A 17,824-nucleotide genomic window follows, 5' to 3' on the forward strand; every position below is an offset into this window, starting at 1 on the left:
GCGCCCTGGTGGTCGGCGAACGTGTCGCCGACCCAGTAGCCGATCCCGACCGAGGCCAGGTGGACGAGCGCGGTCGCGACCGTGATGCCGATGAGCACGTCACGCGCGCGGTAGCGCGCGGCGAAGGTCATCGCCATCAGCTGGGACTTGTCGCCGAGCTCGGCGACGAAGATGACCGCGGTGCTCAGCAGGAAGGCGTACATCGAAGGTGTCCTCTCGTGCCCGGCCTCTGGGCGACCTGGGGACGCGCCTCCGGCCGGGCGCATCTGGGGTGCGTGATCCGGCCGAAAGTCTCGTCCGCCACCGGAGGTGGCCTGCCGTGCCGGGCGCCCGGCGGACCGGGCAGCCAGTGTGTCGACACGGCTGTTGGGGACTACTCCCTCTCGTGGGCACCACCCTACAGGCCGCGGACCGCGGCGCACGCATGGGTGGCGCTCGGGTGGGCGCAGAGGGGATCGAACCCCCGACCACCTCGTTGTAAGCGAGGTGCTCTACCGCTGAGCTATACGCCCGTGCGAGGCAGGACCCTACCGAGGGCGGGGCCCGGCCGCGGAAACGGCATGCCCCTGAAATGAGTCGAACCGCTGGCGTCTCGGGTCACCAGCGGTTCGACGTCCCCTACCGTACGTGGTCGATCCGCGAAAACCCCGTGCTGCAAGGGAAAAACCCGGATCCGGTCCAGACCATCACGGCACCGGCCGCTGAGATGATGCCTCAGACGGCGTCGGCGAGCTGGCGCAGGTGCTCGTCCAGGTCGCGCCCCTCGGGCATCGCGTTGTGCACGGCCCACCGGATCGCCCCCTCGCGGTCCACGACGTAGGAGGAGCGGCGCGGGCAGCCGTTGCGCTCGTCGAAGACGTCGTAGGCGCGCGAGACCTCCCCGTGCGGCCAGAAGTCCGAGAGCAGCGGGAAGTTCAGCCCGTCGGCGTCGGCGAACGCGCGCAGCGCGAACATCGGGTCGCACGAGATCGCCAGGACCTCGGTGTCGAAGGTCATGAAGTCCGCGAGCCTGTCACGGATGCCGGCCATCTCGCCGGTGCAGACGCCGGAGAAGGCGTAGGGGTAGAACAGCATCGCCACCGCCTTGGTGCCGCGGTACGACGACAGCGACACGTCCTGGCCGAACTGGTCGCGCAGCGTGAAGTCCGGTGCGGGGTCGCCGATGCGCAGGCCGCTCACGCGTCGTCCCGCTGGCTCAGCTCGCGCTTGAGCACCTTGCCGGTGGCGTTGCGGGGCAGCTCGTCGAGGAAGACCACGTCGCGCGGCACCTTGTAGCGCGCGAGGTTCTCCTTCACCCACCCCTTGACGCCCTCCTCGTCGAGCGAGGAGCCCTCACGACGCACCACGAAGGCGCGCAGCCGCTGGCCGAACTCGTCGTCCTCGACGCCGACCGCGGCCACCTCGACCACTTCGTCGTGGCGGGCGATGCAGTCCTCGACCTCCTTGGGGAAGACGTTCTCACCGCCGGAGACGATCATCTCGTCGTCGCGCCCCTCGACGTAGAGCCGGCCGTCCTCGCGGAACCGCCCGACATCGCCGGTCGACATCAGCCCGTCGACGACCTCCTTGCTGCCACCGCCGGTGTAGCCCTCGAAGAGCAGGCCGTTGCCGACGAAGATCCGCCCCGGCTCGCCGTCGGGGACCGGGCATCCCTGGTCGTCGAGGATCTTCACGACGGTGGCGTACGGCGGGCGCCCGGCCGTCGACGGCGACTCCCGCAGGTCGCGCGGGCCGGCCACGGCCGCGTAGGCGACCTCGGTCGAGCCGTAGGTGGAGTACAGGTTGTCGCCGAAGCGGTCCATCCACGTCAGCGCCAGCTCGCCGGGCAGCGCGGACCCCGAGGAGGCGACGACCTCCACGCGGGACAGGTCGTAGCGGTCGAGCACCTCGGCGGGCAGCGCCAGGATGCGCTGCAGCATGACGGGGATGACCACGATCGACTCGCAGCGCTCGTCCTGGACGGTGCGCAGGCACTCCTCGGGGTCGAAGCGCCGACGCAGCACCAGCGTCGAGCCGAGCAGCATGCCCAGCGCCATGTGGCCGAAGCCCCAGGTGTGGAACAGCGGCGCGGCCACGTGGGTGCGCCAGCCGGCGTGCAGCGGCATCAGCGAGAGCAGCGAGACCGCCGCGTCGACACCGGCCTCCGAGCGGGGTGCGCCCTTCGGCGTACCGGTGGTGCCGGAGGTGAGGATGATGATCCGGCCGTGGCGGCCGGGCGCGGAGAGGTCGCCGGCGTCGTGGTCGGCGATCAGGCCGTCGAGGGTGGGCAGCGTCGGCGCGTCGTCGTCGCACCAGCCCAGGACCGTGACGGGAACGTCGATGCCCTCCAGGAGGCCGCTGAACTCCTCGTCGAGCACGAGGGCCTCCGGGCGGTCGCGCTCGAGCAGCTCGCGCAGCTGGGGACCGGAGAACGCGGTGTTGAGGTAGAGGACGTCGGCGCCCAGCTTGGCCGTGGCGATCGAGGTCTCCACGAACCCGCGGTGGTTGCGGCACATCACCGCGACCGCGTCGCCCTCGCCGACACCCTGGGCGGCCAGGCCACGGGCCAGGGCGTTGGAGCGGCGGTGCAGCTCGCCCCAGGTCAGCTGGCCGCGCTCGTCGATGATGCCGACCGCGTCGGGGTGACGGATCGCCAGCGAGGCGAACCCACCGGCCGGGCCTGTCCCCCACTCGCGCAGCATCAGCCCGAGCCGGGCGAGCACCGCCGGGGAGTAGGGCCGGATGACCCCGGCCTTCCCCAGCACCTTCACGCTGGTGGCGGCAGCACCGACACCCTGGACGACCTTGGAGAGCACGCCCGGGAGACTAGCGTCAGGCAGGGGTCTTGGGAGCCACCAGGCGGGTGGCCGCCCAGTCCTTGGAGACCGTCGCGGTGGTCGTCTGCGACAGACCGGCGATCGGTGCGGCCTCGGCGACCACGGAGGCGTCGACGCTGTTGGGGCGTCCGACCTTCGGGGTCAGCAGCCAGATGGACCCGCCGCCGACCAGGTCGGTGAGCGCGTCGACGAGGCCGTCGACCAGGTCGCCGTCCTCCTCGCGCCACCACAGCAGGACGGCGTCCACGACGTTGCCGTAGTCGCCGTCGACCATGTCGGCGTCGATGGCGTCCTCGACGGCCACGCGGAGCTCGTCATCGGTGTCGGAGTCCCAGCCCAGCTCCTGCACGACCATGCCTTGGCTCAGTCCGAGCCGGTCCGCCACGTCGTTCGCAGGGCCTGTCTGGGTGGACCCGCCACCCGCGGTCGAGCTCACCAGCGCCTCCTCGTATCCCCGGCCGTCCGGTGGCCGCGTCAGTCGGTTGTCGACCCGACGACGTCTGATGACGCCGGATCGTGGGTGCTAGTCCACCGGACTCCCGGGCCTTCCGCAACCTCTTCCCCACATCTGCGCACCGCTCAGCGGACGTCCGCGCACCGCCTGCGTGACTACTCACGGGTAAATACCCTTACCCCCAGGTGCGTGCCACGATGGCCGGGTGACAGACGACTCATCCACCGTTCCTGGCACCCGCACCGGCAGCACCCCGTCGGTCATCCACGAGGGCCTGCCCACGCAGCTGCCGGACATCGACCCCGACGAGACCGCCGACTGGATCGCCTCCTTCGACGCGATGCTCGACGAGCGCGGTCGGGACCGGGCGCGCTACGTCATGCTGCGCCTGCTCGAGCGGGCGCGCGAGACCCAGGTCGGCGTGCCCGCGCTGCGCAGCACCGACTACATCAACACCATCCCGCCCGAGCGGGAGCCGTGGTTCCCCGGCGACTACGAGGTCGAGCAGCGCATCCGCGCCTTCCTCCGCTGGAACGCCGCGGTCATGGTCTCCAGCGCCAACCGCAAGGGCCTCGAGGTCGGCGGCCACATCGCCACCTACCAGTCCTCGGCGAGCCTCTACGAGGTCGGCTTCAACCACTTCTTCCGCGGCAAGGACCACGAGGGCGGCGGCGACCAGGTCTTCATCCAGGGCCACGCCTCCCCCGGCATCTACGCCCGCGCCTTCCTCGAGGGCCGCCTCACCGAGGAGCAGCTCTACCGGTTCCGCCAGGAGGTCCAGCACGGCCGGGGCGCCGGCCTGTCGTCGTACCCCCACCCGCGCCTGATGCCGGAGTTCTGGGAGTTCCCGACCGTCTCGATGGGCCTGACCGCGATCAACTCGATCTACCAGGCCCGGTTCAACCGCTACATGCACAACCGCGGCATCAAGGACACCTCGCAGCAGAACGTCTACGCCTTCCTCGGCGACGGCGAGATGGCCGAGCCGGAGTCGCTGGGCGCCATCCGGGTCGCGGCCCGCGAGGAGCTGGACAACCTCACCTGGGTGGTCAACTGCAACCTCCAGCAGCTCGACGGCCCGGTGACCGGCAACGGCAAGATCATCCAGGAGCTGGAGTCGAACTTCCGCGGCGCCGGCTGGAACGTCATCAAGGTCATCTGGGGCCAGGGCTGGGACGACCTGCTCGCCCGCGACGTCGACGGCGTGCTCGTCAACAAGATGAACTCCACCCCCGACGGCGCGTTCCAGACCTACTCGGTCGAGGACGGCGCCTACGTCCGGGAGAACTTCTTCGGCTCCGACCCGCGGCTGCGCAAGATGGTCGAGCACATGAGCGACACCCAGATCCAGAAGCTGCCGCGCGGTGGCCACGACTACCGCAAGGTGTACGCCGCCTTCGACGCCGCCGCCAAGCACCGCGGCCAGCCCACGGTGATCCTGGCCAAGACGGTCAAGGGGTGGACGATCGACGCCCTCGAGGGCAAGAACGCCACCCACCAGATGAAGAAGCTGACCCCGGACGACCTGAAGAAGTTCCGGGACCGCCTCTACCTCCCGATCTCCGACCGCGACCTCGAGCGGTCCTACGAGGAGACCGGTGCCGCGCCGTTCTTCCACCCTGGCGAGAACTCCCCCGAGATGGAGTACATGCGCCACCGGCGCGAGGAGCTCGGCGGCTCGCTGCCCAAGCGCGTCGTCCGCGCCAAGCCCCTCACGCTGCCCGAGGACAAGGTCTACGACGAGCTGAAGAAGGGCTCGGGCAAGAACTCCGTGGCCACCACCATGGCCGTGGTGCGCCTGCTCAAGGACTGGATGCGCGACCCGGGCATCGGCAAGCGGATCGTCCCGATCGCCCCCGACGAGTACCGCACCTTCGGCATGGACTCGATGTTCCCGAGCGCGAAGGTCTACAACCCCCAGGGCCAGCGCTACGAGTCCGTGGACCGCAAGCTGCTGCTGAAGTACACCGAGTCCGAGCAGGGACAGCTCCTGCACGAGGGCATCTCCGAGGCCGGCGCGATGGCCTCGGCGACGGCCGCGGGGTCGGCGTACTCCACGCACGGCGAGCCGATGATCCCCTTCTACATCTTCTACTCGATGTTCGGCTTCCAGCGCACCGGTGACTCGGTCTGGGCGATGGCCGACCAGCTCGCGCGTGGCTTCCTCATCGGCGCCACCGCGGGCCGCACCACGCTGACCGGCGAGGGGCTCCAGCACGCCGACGGCCACTCGCCGCTGCTCGCGGCGACCAACCCGGCCGTCGTGCACTACGACCCGGCCTTCGCCTACGAGATCACCCACATCATGAAGTCGGGGCTCGAGCGGATGTACGGCACCTCCGAGGAGCACCCGCTCGGCGAGGACGTCATCTACTACCTCACCGTCTACAACGAGCCGGTCCCCCAGCCCGCGCAGCCCGAGGACGTGGACGTCGAGGGGATCCTCAAGGGGATCCACCGGGTGTCGACCGCCTCCGGCGACGGGCCGCGGGTCCAGCTGATGGCCTCCGGCGTCGGCTTCCCGTGGGTCGACCGCGCCGCGACGATGCTCGCCGAGGACTGGGGCGTGCAGGCCGACACCTGGTCGGTGACGTCCTGGAACGAGCTGGCCCGCGACGCCCTGGCCGCCGAGGAGTGGAACCTCCTGCACCCCGGCGACACCCCGCGCACGGCGTACGTCGCCGACACCCTGGCGGTGGCCGACGGCCCCTTCGTGGCGGTGTCGGACTACATGTCCGCGGTGCCGATGCAGATCGCGCGCTGGGTGCCCGGCGACTACTGCGTGCTCGGCGCGGACGGCTTCGGCTTCGCCGACACCCGGCCGGCGGCGCGGCGCTTCTTCCACATCGACGCCGAGTCGGTCGTGGTGCGCAGCCTGCAGGCGCTCGCCGACGCCGGGGAGATCGACCCCGGCCTCGTGCAGAAGGCCTTCGACCGCTACAAGATCGACGACCCCACCGCCACCAAGGGCGTCAAGCAGGAGGGCGGGGACGCGTAGGGGTCTCGAGGCTCCTCGCTGGCGCTCGTCGCACCTCGACCACCGGTGATCCGCTGGTCGAGGTGCAAGCGCAGCGAGCCACGAGACCCGGAGAGGCGGAGAGCAGCCTCAAGCGCCGGGAGTGGCCTCCGCCAGCAGCTCGACCGGACCCACGGGCGGCACGTAGCCGTTGCGCAGCAGCTGGCGCCACCTGGCCCGTGAGTAGGTCGCGGGCTGGGTGGTGCGCACGAAGTCGGTGACGATCCGCGCGAAGCGCTGCGGGTGGTCCTTGTGCGGGAAGTGCCCGCTGTTGGGGATCACCTCGATGCGGGAACGCGGGGCCATGGCGGCCGCCAGGCTGGCGTGCCGGACCGGGATGACCCTGTCGTCGCGGCCCCAGACCACGCACATGGGCATCGCCTGGGTCAGGTACGCGCGATCGGCCATGGTGACGATCTGCCCGCGCCAGTCGACCACGGCACGCACGACGTGGCGGATCGCAGCCCGCGCGGCGGGGTCCTTGAAGGAGTCGTAGATGGCGGCGACCTCGTCGAGGTCGTGGGTGGCCTTGAGCGGCAGCGAGGACAGCGCCTTCATGCCGGCGACGCCGAGGTGGCGCACCCCCGGGAGCGTGGCGACACCCATGGCCTGGTGGAAGCCCGGCGTGGTGATCGCCCGGATGGCGGGCGACACCTCGGGACCGAGACCGCCCGAGGCGACCAGCACGACCCGCTCGGTGCGCTCGGGGAACTGGTAGGCGAACTGCATGGCCACGCCGCCGCCGAAGCTGTGGCCCACCACCGTGACCTTGTCGATGCCCAGGACCGCCAGCAGGTCGCGGACGCCGTTGGCGTAGCCGCCGACGCTGTAGTCGGCGCGCGGCTTGGCCGAGAGCCCGTGGCCGAGCAGGTCGGGCGCGATGACGGTGAAGCGCTTGGCGAGGTCGTCGATCACCGGCTCCCACGTGGTGTGGTCGCAGCCGAGTCCGTGCAGCAGCAGCAGCGCGGGCCCCTCGCCGACCTTCACGAAGGCGCGTCGGTGGCTGTGGATCGTGAGGTACTGGACCTCGTGGGGGGTGCTCGACACCGGGCCTCCTCGCATCGCGCGGGCCGCGTCCACCGAGCCGGAGCCCGCTGTGCACGGTTGCGTGGGTCCACTGTCACGCAGATTTCCCTTGTACGTAAGGGCGTTCATGGTTTCTTGACCCGTGCGTGACCACACCGGACCGATCAGGTCCGGAAAGCGGACGGAGCGTGGGCACCCGACCGGGACCCGCATGACCTACGGTGGCGACGTGCCGCGCGCTCCCCTGCCCCCTCGCGCCTCCGCGGCCAGCCGCCTGCGGCGTTCCGCCGGTGCCCTGAGCACCGCGGCGACCGCCGGCATGGAGGAGCAGCTGCCGTGGTTCTCCGAGCTCAGCGCCCAGGACCGCTCCTGGGTCGGGGTGATCGTCCAGGCCGGCGTGCAGAACTTCGTCGAGTGGTACGCCGCCGGCGGCCCGACCCTGGGGACTCCCCAGGGCGGCACGGAGCTGGCCGCCACGGTCTTCGGGGCGGCGCCACGCGCACTGGCCGGCGTCATCACCCTGCAGCAGACCGTGGACCTGGTCCGCCTCTCCATCGACGTGGTGGAGGCGTCGGTGGACGACGTGCTCGAGGGCGAGGACGCCGAGGCGGTCCACGCGGCGATCCTCCGCTACGCCCGGGAGGTCGCCTTCGCCACGGCGGAGGTCTACGCCCGTGCCGCCGAGGCCCGGGGCGCCTGGGACGCCCGCCTCGAGGCCCTGGTCGTCGACGCGGTGCTGCGTGCCGAGACCGACGAGACCCTGCTCTCGCGCGCCAGCGCGCTCGGCTGGCGTGCCCGCGGCGAGGCGTGCGTCGTCATCGGCCGCGTGCCCGCGCAGCGCTCGGAGGCGGACCTCTTCGAGCACGCACGGCACCTCGCGCGATCCCTCGACCTCGACGCCCTGTGCGCGGTGCAGGGCGACCGGCTCGTGCTCCTGCTCGGCGGCGCCCACGACCCCCGCGCCGCCGGCACCGCCCTGCTCGACGTCTTCGACCCCGGCTCCCCCGTCGTCGTCGGCCCCTCGGTGGCCGACCTCGCCGAGGCGCAGCACTCGGCTCGCACGGCGCAGTCGGCGTTCCGGGTGGTCCCCGGCTGGCCGGACGCCCCGCGGCCGGTCCTCGCCGACGAGCTGCTCCCCGAGCGCGTTCTCGGCGGCGACGGCCACGCGCGACGGCACCTCGTCGAGGAGGTCTACCTCGCACTCCTGGAGTCCGGCGAGGCCCTGGAGACCCTGCGCGCCTACCTCGAGGGCTCGCGCTCGATCGAGGCCGCGGCACGCACGCTGTTCGTCCACGCCAACACCGTGCGCTACCGGCTGCGTCGGATCACCGAGCTCACCGGGCACGACCCGACGACGCCTCGAGGTGGGCTCGCGCTCCAGCTCGCACTGATCCTCGGTCGGCAGGCGGGGCACTGAGCGCTCGCCGCCGCACCTCTGGCTCCCTTTGTAGGATCCCCACAACAATCGACCGCTCAACTTCGTCGATGTCCCGCGTGAATCGTCGACCTCCTACCAGGCACAGTGACCCCGTGCTCGTCATCGTCGCCCCCGGTCAAGGGGCCCAGACCCCCGGTTTCCTCACCCCCTGGCTCGAGGACCCGGCCTTCGCCGCGCGCTTCGAGTGGCTCTCGACCGTGGCCGGGCTGGACCTGGTCGAGCACGGCACCACCTCCGACGCCGAGACCATCCGGGCGACCGAGGTCGCCCAGCCGCTGCTGGTCGCCACCGGGCTCGTCGCCGCCCTCCAGCTGTTCCCGCACCCCGGCGACGCCTTCGACCGGATCGGTGCCGTCGCGGGCCACAGCGTGGGCGAGATCGCGGCCGCCGCGGGTGCCCGGGCCATCACCGCCGAGCAGGCGATGGTGCTGGTCCGCGAGCGCGGGCTGGCCATGGCGCGCGCCGCCGCGATGACGCCGACCGGCATGACAGCCCTGCTCGGCGGCGACCCGGACGAGGTCGCTTCCGCGCTGGAGCGTCACGGCCTGACCGCGGCCAACGACAACGGCCCCGGCCAGGTGGTCGCCGCCGGCACCCTCGAGCAGCTCGCCGCCCTCAAGGCCGACCCACCGGCCAAGGCGCGCCTGATGCCGCTCTCGGTGGCCGGTGCCTTCCACACCCACCACATGGCGCCCGCCGTGGACCACCTGGCCTCGCTGGCCCGTTCGGTCTCGGTCCACGACCCGCGCACCCGCGTGATCTCCAACCGCGACGGCCGCGTCGTGCACGACGGTCGCGACGTCCTGGCCCGCATCGTCGGGCAGATCGCCTCCCCGGTCCGCTGGGACCTGTGCATGGAGACGATGGCCGACCTCGGGGTCACCGGCGTCCTCGAGATGCCTCCCGCGGGCACGCTCACCGGCATCCTCAAGCGCCAGCTCAAGGGTGTGGAGACCTTCGCCCTCAAGTCCCCCGACCAGCTCGACGAGGCACGCGCCTTCTGCGACCGCCACGGCGAGTCCGCGGGGATGGAGACCACGCCCACCTGGCGGATGGTCGTCTCCCCCGCCAAGGGCACCTTCCACCTCGACGCCGAGGCCGCCGACCGCGACGTCCTCAGCGCCGGCGCGCCGATCGGCGGCGTGGCCAGCCTCCGCGACACCGTCTCGGTCACCGCCGCCCACGGCGGCCAGGTCGTCGAGTGGCTCGTCGAGGACGGCGACCTCGTCTCACCCGGCCAGCCGCTGCTGCGCCTGCACCCCGAGGGTGCCGCCTGATGCCGGTCACCGCCACCGGGCTCCTCGCCCAGCAGGGCGCCCCGCACGCGGCCCTCCTCGGCATCGGCGCCTACCGCCCCAGCCGGGTCGTCCCCAACAGCGAGGTCGTCGACGCGATCGACTCCAGCGACGAGTGGATCCGGCAGCGCTCGGGCATCGCGAGCCGGCGCTGGGCCACGCCCGAGGAGACCGTCCAGGTGATGGCCGTCGCCGCCTCCCGGCAGGCGCTCGAGCGGTCGGGGATCGACCCGCGCCAGGTCGACTGCGTCGTGGTCGCCACGGTCAGTCACTTCCTGCAGACCCCCGCACTGGCCACGGCGGTCGCGCACGAGCTCGGCACCGAGCAGGCAGCGGCGTACGACGTCTCGGCGGCGTGCGCGGGCTTCTGTCACGGCATCGCGCTGGCCTCGGACATGGTCCGGGCCGGCAGTGCCCGGCACGTGCTCGTCATCGGCGTCGAGAAGCTCTCGGAGATGACCGACCCCACCGACCGGGGCACCGCCTTCATCTTCGCCGACGGCGCCGGCGCCGCGGTCGTGGGGCCCAGCGAGGTCCCGGGCATCGGTCCGGTCGTGTGGGGCTCCGACGGCGAGCAGTTCGACCTGATCCGCAACCGCGAGGACTGGCGCGACGTGCTGTCCTCCGACAACCCGCGGATGCCCCACCTGGTGATGCAGGGCAACGCGGTCTTCCGCTGGGCGTCGTTCGCGATGGCCAAGGTCGGCCTGCAGGCGCTCGACCGTGCGGGAGTGTCCGTGGAGGACCTCGACTGCTTCGTGCCCCACCAGGCCAACATGCGCATCACCGACGCCATGGCACGGTCGATGAAGCTCCCCGAGAGCGTGCGCATCGCCCGCGACATCATCGACCAGGGCAACACCTCGGCCGCCTCCATCCCGCTCGCGCTGGACCGGATGCTCACCGCGGGCGAGGCCCGCTCCGGGGACACCGCCCTGCTCATCGCCTTCGGCGCCGGCCTGGCGTACGCCGCCCAGGTCGTCGTCGTGCCCTGACCCGCCGGGTCCGGGCCGCACCACCACAGCACAGCAGCACCACAGCACAGCCACTCACCCGCAGCAGCACCCCACGAGAAGGAGAACCACCTGATGGCCACCACCGAGGAGATCCGCAGCGACCTCGCCGAGATCGTCAACGAGGTCGCCGGTGTCGACGCCGACGACGTGCAGCTCGACAAGTCCTTCGTCGACGACCTCGACGTCGACTCCCTGTCCATGGTCGAGGTCGTCGTCGCCGCCGAGGAGAAGTTCGGCGTCTCCATCCCCGACGACGAGGTCAAGAACCTCAAGACCGTCGGTGACGCCGTGGCCTACATCGAGCGCGCCTCCGCCGCCTGATGGCCTCCACACGCGTCGTCGTCACCGGTCTCGGGGTCACCTCACCCGTCGGCGGTGACGTGCCCTCCACCTGGGAGGCCCTGCTGGCAGGCCGCTCCGGGGTGCGGGCACTCACCGAGGAGTGGGCCGCCGACCTGCCCGTCCGGATCGCCGGACGGGTGGCCGTCGAGCCCACCGAGGTCCTCGAGCGGGTCAAGGCCCGCCGCCTGGACCGCTCCTCGCAGCTCGCGATGGTCGCGGCCACCCAGGCCTGGGCCGACGCGGGCCTCGAGGGCACGGCCGACGAGGGGGGCCTGGACGGCGACCGCGTGGGGGTGGCCTTCGCCTCCGGCATCGGCGGCGTGACCACGCTGCTGTCGAATTACGACACGATGCTGGAGAAGGGGCCGCGGCGGGTCTCGCCGCTGGCCGTACCGATGCTGATGCCCAACGCACCGGCCGCCACGATCAGCCTGATGGTGGGGGCCCGCGCCTTCGCCAGCACCCCGGTCTCGGCGTGCGCCTCGGGCAACGAGGCGATCGCCTTGGGCCTGGACCAGCTGCGGCTGGGCCGTGCCGACGTCGTCGTGGTCGGCGGCACCGAGGCGGCGATCCACCCGCTCAACATCGCCGCCTTCGCCAACATGATGGCGCTGTCGAAGACCGCCAGCGGCCCCGAGGGGGGCGACCCCACGACGGTCTCCCGACCGTGGGACACCGGGCGTGACGGCTTCGTGCTGGGCGAGGGCGCCGGCTGCCTGGTCCTGGAGACCGAGGAGCACGCTCGGGCCCGTGGGGCCCGCGTCTACGCGACCGTGCTCGGCGCGGGCGTCACGGCCGACTCCCACGACATCGCCCAACCCGACCCCCAGGGCCGGGGTGGCACCCGGGCAATCGCCCGCGCCCTGGTCGAGGGCGACATCGACCCCGCCGACGTCGCGCACGTCAACGCCCACGCGACGTCCACCCCCCAGGGCGACGTCGCCGAGGGCCTGATGCTGCACGCCACCCTCGGCTCGCACGCCACGGACGTGGTCGTGACCTCCACCAAGTCCATGACCGGGCACCTGCTCGGCGGGGCCGGCGCCCTCGAGGCGGTCGCGACGGTGATGGCCGTCCACCACCGGGTCAGCCCGCCCACGATCAACCTCGACGAGCAGGACCCGCAGGTCGACCTGGACATCGCGACCAAGGCCCGCGACCTGCCTCTGGGCGACATCGTCGCCCTCAACAACAGCTTCGGCTTCGGCGGCGCCAACGTCGCGGTGGCCTTCGGGAGCGTCTGATGACCGTGACCCAGGACCGACCCGCCGCCAAGCCGCCCCGGGAGGAGGACCCGCGCCACCCGCTCAAGCGGTTGGGGGCGCTCCTCGACGAGGGCAGCCTCGAGCCGATCTCCCCCGACGACGACTCGGGCATGCTCGCCGCCGTCGGCACCGTGCAGGGCGCCCCCGTCGTGGCCTTCTGCTCCGACCCCACCGTCATGGGCGGCGCGATGGGCGACCTCGGCTGCCGAGTGGTCGTCGACGCCTACCACCGCGCGATGACCGACCGGGTCCCGATCATCGGGCTGTGGCACTCCGGCGGGGCACGCCTGGCCGAGGGCGTGCTCAGCCTCCACGCGGTGGGCCGGATCTTCCAGGTCATGACCCAGGCGTCCGGCCGCATCCCGCAGGTCTCCGTCGTGCTCGGTCCCGCCGCCGGCGGCGCCGCCTACGGTCCGGCACTGACCGACGTCGTCATCCTCGGGCCCGAGGGCAGGATCTTCGTGACCGGGCCCGACGTCGTGCGCTCGGTGACCGGCGAGGACGTCGACATGCTCCGGCTCGGCGGGCCCGAGCGCACTGCTGCCCGAGTCCCGCAAGCGCGCCTACGACGTGCACCCGCTCGTGGAGTCGCTGCTCGACGAGGGCTCGGTCCAGGAGCTGCACGCCCGGTGGGCCCCCAACATCGTCACCGCCCTCGGTCGGCTCGGCGGCCGCACCGTCGGCGTGGTCGCCAACAACCCGTTGCGGCTCGGCGGCTGCCTGGACTCGCTGTCGGCGGAGAAGGCCAGCCGGTTCGTCCGCATGTGCGACGCCTTCGCCATCCCCCTGGTCGTCGTCGTCGACGTCCCGGGCTACCTCCCCGGCGTGGGCCAGGAGTGGGACGGCGTGGTGCGTCGCGGCGCCAAGCTGCTGCACGCCTTCGGCGAGTGCGTGGTCCCGCGCGTCACCCTGGTGACCCGCAAGACCTACGGCGGGGCCTACATCGCCATGAACTCCCGCTCCCTGGGGGCGACGAAGGTGCTGGCCTGGCCCGGCGCCGAGGTGGCCGTGATGGGTGCCGTGGCCGCGGTGCGCATCCTCCACCGCAGGCGCCTGGCCGAGGTGTCGCCCGAGATCCGTCCCCAGGTCGAGGCCGAGCTGGCCGCCGAGCACGAGCGGATCGCCGGCGGCGTCGACAAGGCCGTCGAGATCGGGGTCGTGGACGAGGTCGTCGACCCCACCCGCACGCGCAGCGCGATCGCGGAGGCCATCGACGCGGCCGTCCAGGCCGACGGCGTACGACGGGGGCACCACGGCAACATCCCGCTCTGATCGACGCCCACGGACCGGATGGGATCAGGCCGGGCGAGGGTTTGCGTAACCCCCGCCCGGTCTGTGACGTTGTCATGACGTCCATCACAGGGAGGTCCATCATGTCGACGCACCAGCCGATCACCCGGCCGATGCTCGCTCTCGCGGTCGCGCTGATCGGCGCGCTCGTGATCACGCTCGCCCCGTCGGTCCCGGCGGCCGGCAAGGCTCGGACGATGGCGGAGTTCGCGCAGACCTTCCGAGGCAACGGCATGCTCCACGAGGGATGCCGCAACTACCGCTACAAGTACAAGATCAACCCGCCCGAGGACGCCGACACCTGGGCGCTGGAGACCTTCCTGACCGACCGTCGCGGCGTCACCATCGCCTCCGGGGGCGTGCTGGAGGGCGCGGCGAAGAAGAAGGGCAAGGAGCGCTTCCGCTTCTGCCGGGAGAACACCGTGCCTGGGAAGTTCAAGCTCCGCGGCAAGTTCACCTACAAGGTCGGCTTCGACACCTTCGACGGGTGGATCGAGCCGACGTACTTCCGCCTCAAGGCCAGCTGAGCACGCCAGGGACGCTGGACCGCGCCGGAGCGGTCAGGAGACAGTCAGACCACCTGGTGCAGCCAGCGGACCGGCGCGCCGTCCCCGGCGTGCCGGAACGTCTCGAGCTCGTCGTCCCACGGCTTGCCGAGCAGCTTGTCGATCTCCTCGAGCAGCGTGACCTCGCCGAGGGCCGACTTCACCACGGCCGCCTTGAGCCGGTCCTCGGGGATGAGGATGTCGCCGTGCAGGCCGGTGACGGCGTGGAAGACCCCGAGCTCGGGGGTGTAGGAGTAGCGGCTGCCCTCGGTGCCCGGCGTGGGCTCCTCGGTGATCTCGAAGCGCAGGTGGTTCCAGCCCCGCAGGGCGGAGGCCACGGCAGCGGCGGTCCCGGCGCCGCCGGTCCACGACAGCTCCGCGCGGTAACTGCCCGACTGAGCGGGCTGAGGGGTCCAGTCGAGGTTCACGGGCGCACCGAGGACTCCGCCGACGGCCCACTCCACGTGCGGGCACAGCGCCGAGGGCGCTGAGTGCACGTAGAGGACGCCCCTCGTCGCGGAACGGGTGGCAGTGTTCGTGGTCACCTGGACCTCCTTCATCTCCGGCGCGAGCTACGCCTTCCCCAGCGGGCTCGTCATCGAGATGACCTGGACGTCAGGTCAGCACGTGCGGTATGTGGTTGTGGGGACCATTGTGACCGATGAGGCCCCTGAGCACCAGTATTGCCCGGGACGCGTCGCGGGTCAGCGACCCAATGACATCACCGTCGAGAGGACCTCCTCGGCGATGCCCAGGCCCCCCAGGTGGCTCTCCCCGTCGATGACGCTCATGGCGGCATCGGGCAGCCGGTCCACGACGTGCGCCCCGTGGTGGAAGGGCACGATGTGGTCGTCGTCCCCGTGCCACCAGCGCACCGGGACCTTCACGTCCTCCAGCGCGAAGCCCCACTCCCTGGTGAAGAGGATCAGGTCGTGGATCGGGGCGGAGGTCTGGAAGCGGCTGCCGTTGAGGAGGTCGTCGAGGAACATCGCCTTGAACTCGGGGCGTCCGAGGAGGTTCTTGTCGCCCGGCGGCTGCACCGCGGCGTACAGGTCCAGGCCGGGGCCGGCCACGGGACGTGCGAGCCGGATCAGCTGGGTCAGCGCCACCCCGAGCGGCACGCGTCCGGCACGCAGCAACGGGGAGAGCCACCGGGCCAGCTGGATCACGCCACCCGCGGCCGCGTCCGGGCCCAGCACCGGGGCCACGCCGCCGAGCACGCCGATGCCCTGCACCCGCTCGGGGAGCGCCGCTCCCGCGGCCAGGACGTACGGCCCGCCGCCGGACAGCCCGATCAGCCGGAACGTGTCGACCGCCAGCGCGTCGAGCAGCAGCTCGAGGTCACCGGCCCAGTCCAGCAGCTCGGGGTAGAGGTGCGGCGTCGACGAGCCGATCCCGGGCCGGTCGATGCCGATGATCCGCAGACCGTGCTGCTCCGCGTACGCCCGGGCCTCGAACGGGATCTGGCGCCGCGCGCCGGGGGTCCCGTGCATCCACACGATCGCCGGGCCGCGCGGACTGCCGTACTCGGCGAAGCTGAGGCGGCGGCCGTCCCGCACGGCCACGCTCCCCTCGAGGGCTGGTCTCTTCACGTCCTTCACGCCCCGTAGTGTGACAGCCCTCTCAGCCGCCGGCGCTCGGGTACCCCTACGCTGCGCTCATGAGCCACGCCGCCCCTCCCCCGAGCCGCTCGGGAGGCACCGGTTCGCTCCGCCTGCGCCACAATCGGTGGCGCAGCCTCACCGTCGCGCTCGCAGGCGGGGCACTGCTGCTGGTCACCGGCTCGTGGTGGGCGACGCACCCGGCCGACCTCCCGGTCAGGGACGGGCACGTCACGGCCGTGACGACTCCGGGCAGGCCGGTCTACATCGGGGTCTACTCCGGCGCCGCGGACGGCCGCATCCTGCGGCTCGGCGGGGTCCACGTGCGCACCGACGCCACGGTGCCGGTGGAGGTGGAGCCGCTGCTGTGCCGCGGAGGTTCGGTCAGCGTCACCGCCGACGCCGCCGTCTTCTGTCGCGAGGTGGTGGAGCCCGATGGCCAGCAGCTGGGACCGGAGGACTCACTGGTGCTCAGGGTGACGGGCGACGAGGCCGGGGCGGCGTTCATCGGCCGGGTGTCGGTGGCGTACCGCAGCGGCCTCCGCGTCGGGACCAGCCCCGCAGGCACCAGCGCCGTGGTCGCGATCGTGCCGCCCACGGCCTCCTGACCGGCCAGGAGCACTACTCGGAAGCGGACTCCAGTGAGGCCGCGCGTGCGGCGGCGTCGGTGAGCTCCTCGGCGTCGATGGCGTCGGTCCGGTGGAACCAGGTCAGGGCCTCGGTCGGGCGACCGGCAGCCTCCAAGGTGTCGGCGTACGCGTAGCGCAGCCGCACCACCCAGGGCTCCCGGCTCTTGTTCATCAGGGGCGCCTGCTCGAGCACGCGCAGGGCGGCGTCGAGCTGCCCCATGTCACGACGTGCACCGGCCTCGACGATGGTCATCTCGGCCTTCGCCGGCGCCGCGAAGTTCGCCACGGACGGGCTCTGCGCGAGCTTGATGGCCTGCTGCGGCTGGCCGAGGGCACGGTGGCAGTCCGCCATGATCGGCAGGTAGTCGGTGGCACCGTTCATCCGCTTGGCGGCGCGCAGCTCGGCCAGCGCCTCGGAGTAGTGACCCGCCGCGTACGCAGCCTCGCCGGCCGCCTCGCGCACCACGGCCAGGCGCGGCGCCCGCGCTCGTGCCGCAAGCGCGTGTCGGTAGGCGGTCTCGGGGTCCTCGTCCACCAGCATGCCGGCCGCCACCAGGTGGCGGGCGACCCTGGACGCGAGCTTCTCGGGCAGGCCCTTGAGCTGGGCGGCGACCTGCTTGTCCAGCTCCTTCCCGGTCACGTGCTCGGGCAGGTCGGGACCGTCGTAGACGGCCTGCTCGGTCGTCCGCGGTGCGCGATCGTCCCGAGCGGGACGGCCCGGACGCGAGTACGGGCGCCCGCCGCCGGGCTTGCCGCCTCCGCGCCTGTCCTCGCCACCACGACGCTGGTCGCTGCCGCCACGGCCGCCGCGCTGGTCGCTGCCGGCACCGCGGCGCTGGTCGCCGCTCCCGCCGCCACGACGCTGGTCGTTGCCGCGCGCGGGACGTCCGCCGCGCCCCGACGGGTTGTTCCCGGAGCGTTCCTGAGCCACGTCGTTGGTTCCTCTCGCAAATGCACGTAGGGGCCACCTGGCGGTGGCCCCTACGGAGTGTATGTCCGGCGGCGTCCTACTCTCCCACGACCTCGCGGTCGCAGTACCATCGGCGCTGAAAGGCTTAACTTCCGGGTTCGGGATGGGACCGGGTGTTTCC

Annotated in this window: 16 protein-coding genes, 1 tRNA gene, 1 rRNA gene and 1 pseudogene; 9 read left to right on the forward strand and 10 right to left on the reverse strand. The window is 72.1% G+C overall.

The genetic code is table 11. The features are described 5' to 3' along the window. The 5 genes from A6R01_RS03875 to A6R01_RS03895 form a co-directional block, all read right to left on the reverse strand. Nucleotides 1-203: TMEM165/GDT1 family protein (locus A6R01_RS03875; protein ID WP_292603770.1), on the reverse strand; the 203-nt coding region annotated here is incomplete at its 3' end. Nucleotides 204-440: 237 nt separating this feature from the next. Further along, a tRNA-Val gene (locus A6R01_RS03880) sits at nt 441-512 on the reverse strand. Between the two features lie 202 nt (nt 513-714). Continuing rightward, a complete protein-coding gene (locus A6R01_RS03885) occupies nt 715-1,179 on the reverse strand; it encodes a peroxiredoxin (protein ID WP_292603772.1) in 465 nt (154 codons plus the stop codon). Continuing rightward, complete coding sequence (locus A6R01_RS03890; RefSeq protein ID WP_292603774.1) at nt 1,176-2,795, reverse strand: AMP-binding protein; 1,620 nt, start codon at nt 2,793-2,795, stop codon at nt 1,176-1,178. The genes A6R01_RS03885 and A6R01_RS03890 overlap by 4 nt, the downstream gene beginning before the upstream one ends. Nucleotides 2,796-2,811: 16 nt before the next feature. Next, nucleotides 2,812-3,252, reverse strand: a complete 441-nt coding sequence (locus tag A6R01_RS03895) for a DUF3052 domain-containing protein (RefSeq protein ID WP_292603776.1) — start codon at nt 3,250-3,252, stop codon at nt 2,812-2,814. A gap of 280 nt (nt 3,253-3,532) precedes the next feature. Between A6R01_RS03895 and aceE the strand changes: the two genes are divergently transcribed. After that, nucleotides 3,533-6,268: a pyruvate dehydrogenase (acetyl-transferring), homodimeric type gene (gene aceE, locus A6R01_RS03900; protein ID WP_292603797.1), complete on the forward strand. Its 2,736-nt coding sequence runs from the start codon at nt 3,533-3,535 to the stop codon at nt 6,266-6,268. Nucleotides 6,269-6,376: 108 nt separating this feature from the next. Here aceE and A6R01_RS03905 read toward each other — a convergent pair whose 3' ends face one another. Beyond that, nucleotides 6,377-7,333 (reverse strand): alpha/beta fold hydrolase, encoded by a 957-nt coding sequence (locus tag A6R01_RS03905; protein WP_292603778.1) that lies wholly within the window; start codon nt 7,331-7,333, stop codon nt 6,377-6,379. 208 nt (nt 7,334-7,541) lie between these two features. Here A6R01_RS03905 and A6R01_RS03910 point away from each other — a divergent pair, with 208 nt between their 5' ends. From A6R01_RS03910 to A6R01_RS03945, 7 genes and pseudogenes are all read left to right on the forward strand, one after another. Continuing rightward, complete coding sequence (locus tag A6R01_RS03910) at nt 7,542-8,729, forward strand: CdaR family transcriptional regulator (RefSeq protein ID WP_292603780.1); 1,188 nt, start codon at nt 7,542-7,544, stop codon at nt 8,727-8,729. Nucleotides 8,730-8,842: 113 nt separating this feature from the next. Next, entirely contained in the window at nt 8,843-10,027 is a 1,185-nt protein-coding gene (locus A6R01_RS03915) for an acyltransferase domain-containing protein (RefSeq protein ID WP_292603782.1), read from the forward strand. After that, nucleotides 10,027-11,040 carry a beta-ketoacyl-ACP synthase III gene (locus A6R01_RS03920; protein ID WP_292603784.1) on the forward strand — a complete coding sequence of 338 codons (1,014 nt, stop codon included), beginning with the start codon at nt 10,027-10,029 and terminating at the stop codon, nt 11,038-11,040. The genes A6R01_RS03915 and A6R01_RS03920 overlap by 1 nt, the downstream gene beginning before the upstream one ends. A gap of 90 nt (nt 11,041-11,130) precedes the next feature. Then, nucleotides 11,131-11,382, forward strand: a complete 252-nt coding sequence (locus A6R01_RS03925) for an acyl carrier protein (RefSeq protein WP_300388654.1) — start codon at nt 11,131-11,133, stop codon at nt 11,380-11,382. Further along, the gene (locus A6R01_RS03930) at nt 11,382-12,647 is read left to right on the forward strand and encodes a beta-ketoacyl-ACP synthase II (protein WP_292603786.1); all 1,266 of its coding nucleotides are present in this window, start codon (nt 11,382-11,384) and stop codon (nt 12,645-12,647) included. Before A6R01_RS03925 ends, A6R01_RS03930 begins: the two co-directional genes overlap by 1 nt. Next, a pseudogene (locus tag A6R01_RS18235) lies at nt 12,647-13,940 on the forward strand (carboxyl transferase domain-containing protein). The gene A6R01_RS03930 and the pseudogene A6R01_RS18235 overlap by 1 nt, the downstream one beginning before the upstream one ends. Nucleotides 13,941-14,041: 101 nt before the next feature. Beyond that, nucleotides 14,042-14,485, forward strand: a complete 444-nt coding sequence (locus A6R01_RS03945) for a hypothetical protein (protein WP_292603799.1) — start codon at nt 14,042-14,044, stop codon at nt 14,483-14,485. Between the two features lie 44 nt (nt 14,486-14,529). Here A6R01_RS03945 and A6R01_RS03950 read toward each other — a convergent pair whose 3' ends face one another. Both A6R01_RS03950 and A6R01_RS03955 read right to left on the reverse strand, forming a co-directional pair. Next, a complete protein-coding gene (locus A6R01_RS03950) occupies nt 14,530-15,048 on the reverse strand; it encodes a DUF3145 domain-containing protein (protein WP_292603790.1) in 519 nt (172 codons plus the stop codon). A gap of 159 nt (nt 15,049-15,207) precedes the next feature. Further along, on the reverse strand, nt 15,208-16,104 hold the full coding sequence (locus A6R01_RS03955; protein ID WP_292603791.1) for an alpha/beta hydrolase: 897 nt from the start codon (nt 16,102-16,104) through the stop codon (nt 15,208-15,210). 59 nt (nt 16,105-16,163) lie between these two features. Here A6R01_RS03955 and A6R01_RS03960 point away from each other — a divergent pair, with 59 nt between their 5' ends. After that, nucleotides 16,164-16,712 carry a hypothetical protein gene (locus A6R01_RS03960; RefSeq protein ID WP_292603793.1) on the forward strand — a complete coding sequence of 183 codons (549 nt, stop codon included), beginning with the start codon at nt 16,164-16,166 and terminating at the stop codon, nt 16,710-16,712. Between the two features lie 13 nt (nt 16,713-16,725). On the opposite strand, the gene A6R01_RS03965 is transcribed toward A6R01_RS03960, so the two are convergent. After that, nucleotides 16,726-17,664: a tetratricopeptide repeat protein gene (locus A6R01_RS03965; protein ID WP_292603795.1), complete on the reverse strand. Its 939-nt coding sequence runs from the start codon at nt 17,662-17,664 to the stop codon at nt 16,726-16,728. A gap of 63 nt (nt 17,665-17,727) precedes the next feature. Continuing rightward, nucleotides 17,728-17,824, reverse strand: a 5S ribosomal RNA gene (gene rrf / locus A6R01_RS03970); the annotation flags it as partial.

It is taken from the genome of Nocardioides sp. REDSEA-S30_B4, from assembly GCF_001627265.1.
Classification (GTDB): domain Bacteria; phylum Actinomycetota; class Actinomycetes; order Propionibacteriales; family Nocardioidaceae; genus Nocardioides.

Excerpts from the sequence above, each read along its gene's own strand:
- A6R01_RS03945 (WP_292603799.1), top strand. The coding sequence starts at position 14,042 with ATGTCGACGCACCAGCCGATCACCCGGCCGATGCTCGCTCTCGCGGTC.
- A6R01_RS03960 (WP_292603793.1), top strand. The coding sequence starts at position 16,164 with ATGAGCCACGCCGCCCCTCCCCCGAGCCGCTCGGGAGGCACCGGTTCG.
- A6R01_RS03920 (WP_292603784.1), top strand. The coding sequence starts at position 10,027 with ATGCCGGTCACCGCCACCGGGCTCCTCGCCCAGCAGGGCGCCCCGCAC.
- A6R01_RS03930 (WP_292603786.1), top strand. The coding sequence starts at position 11,382 with ATGGCCTCCACACGCGTCGTCGTCACCGGTCTCGGGGTCACCTCACCC.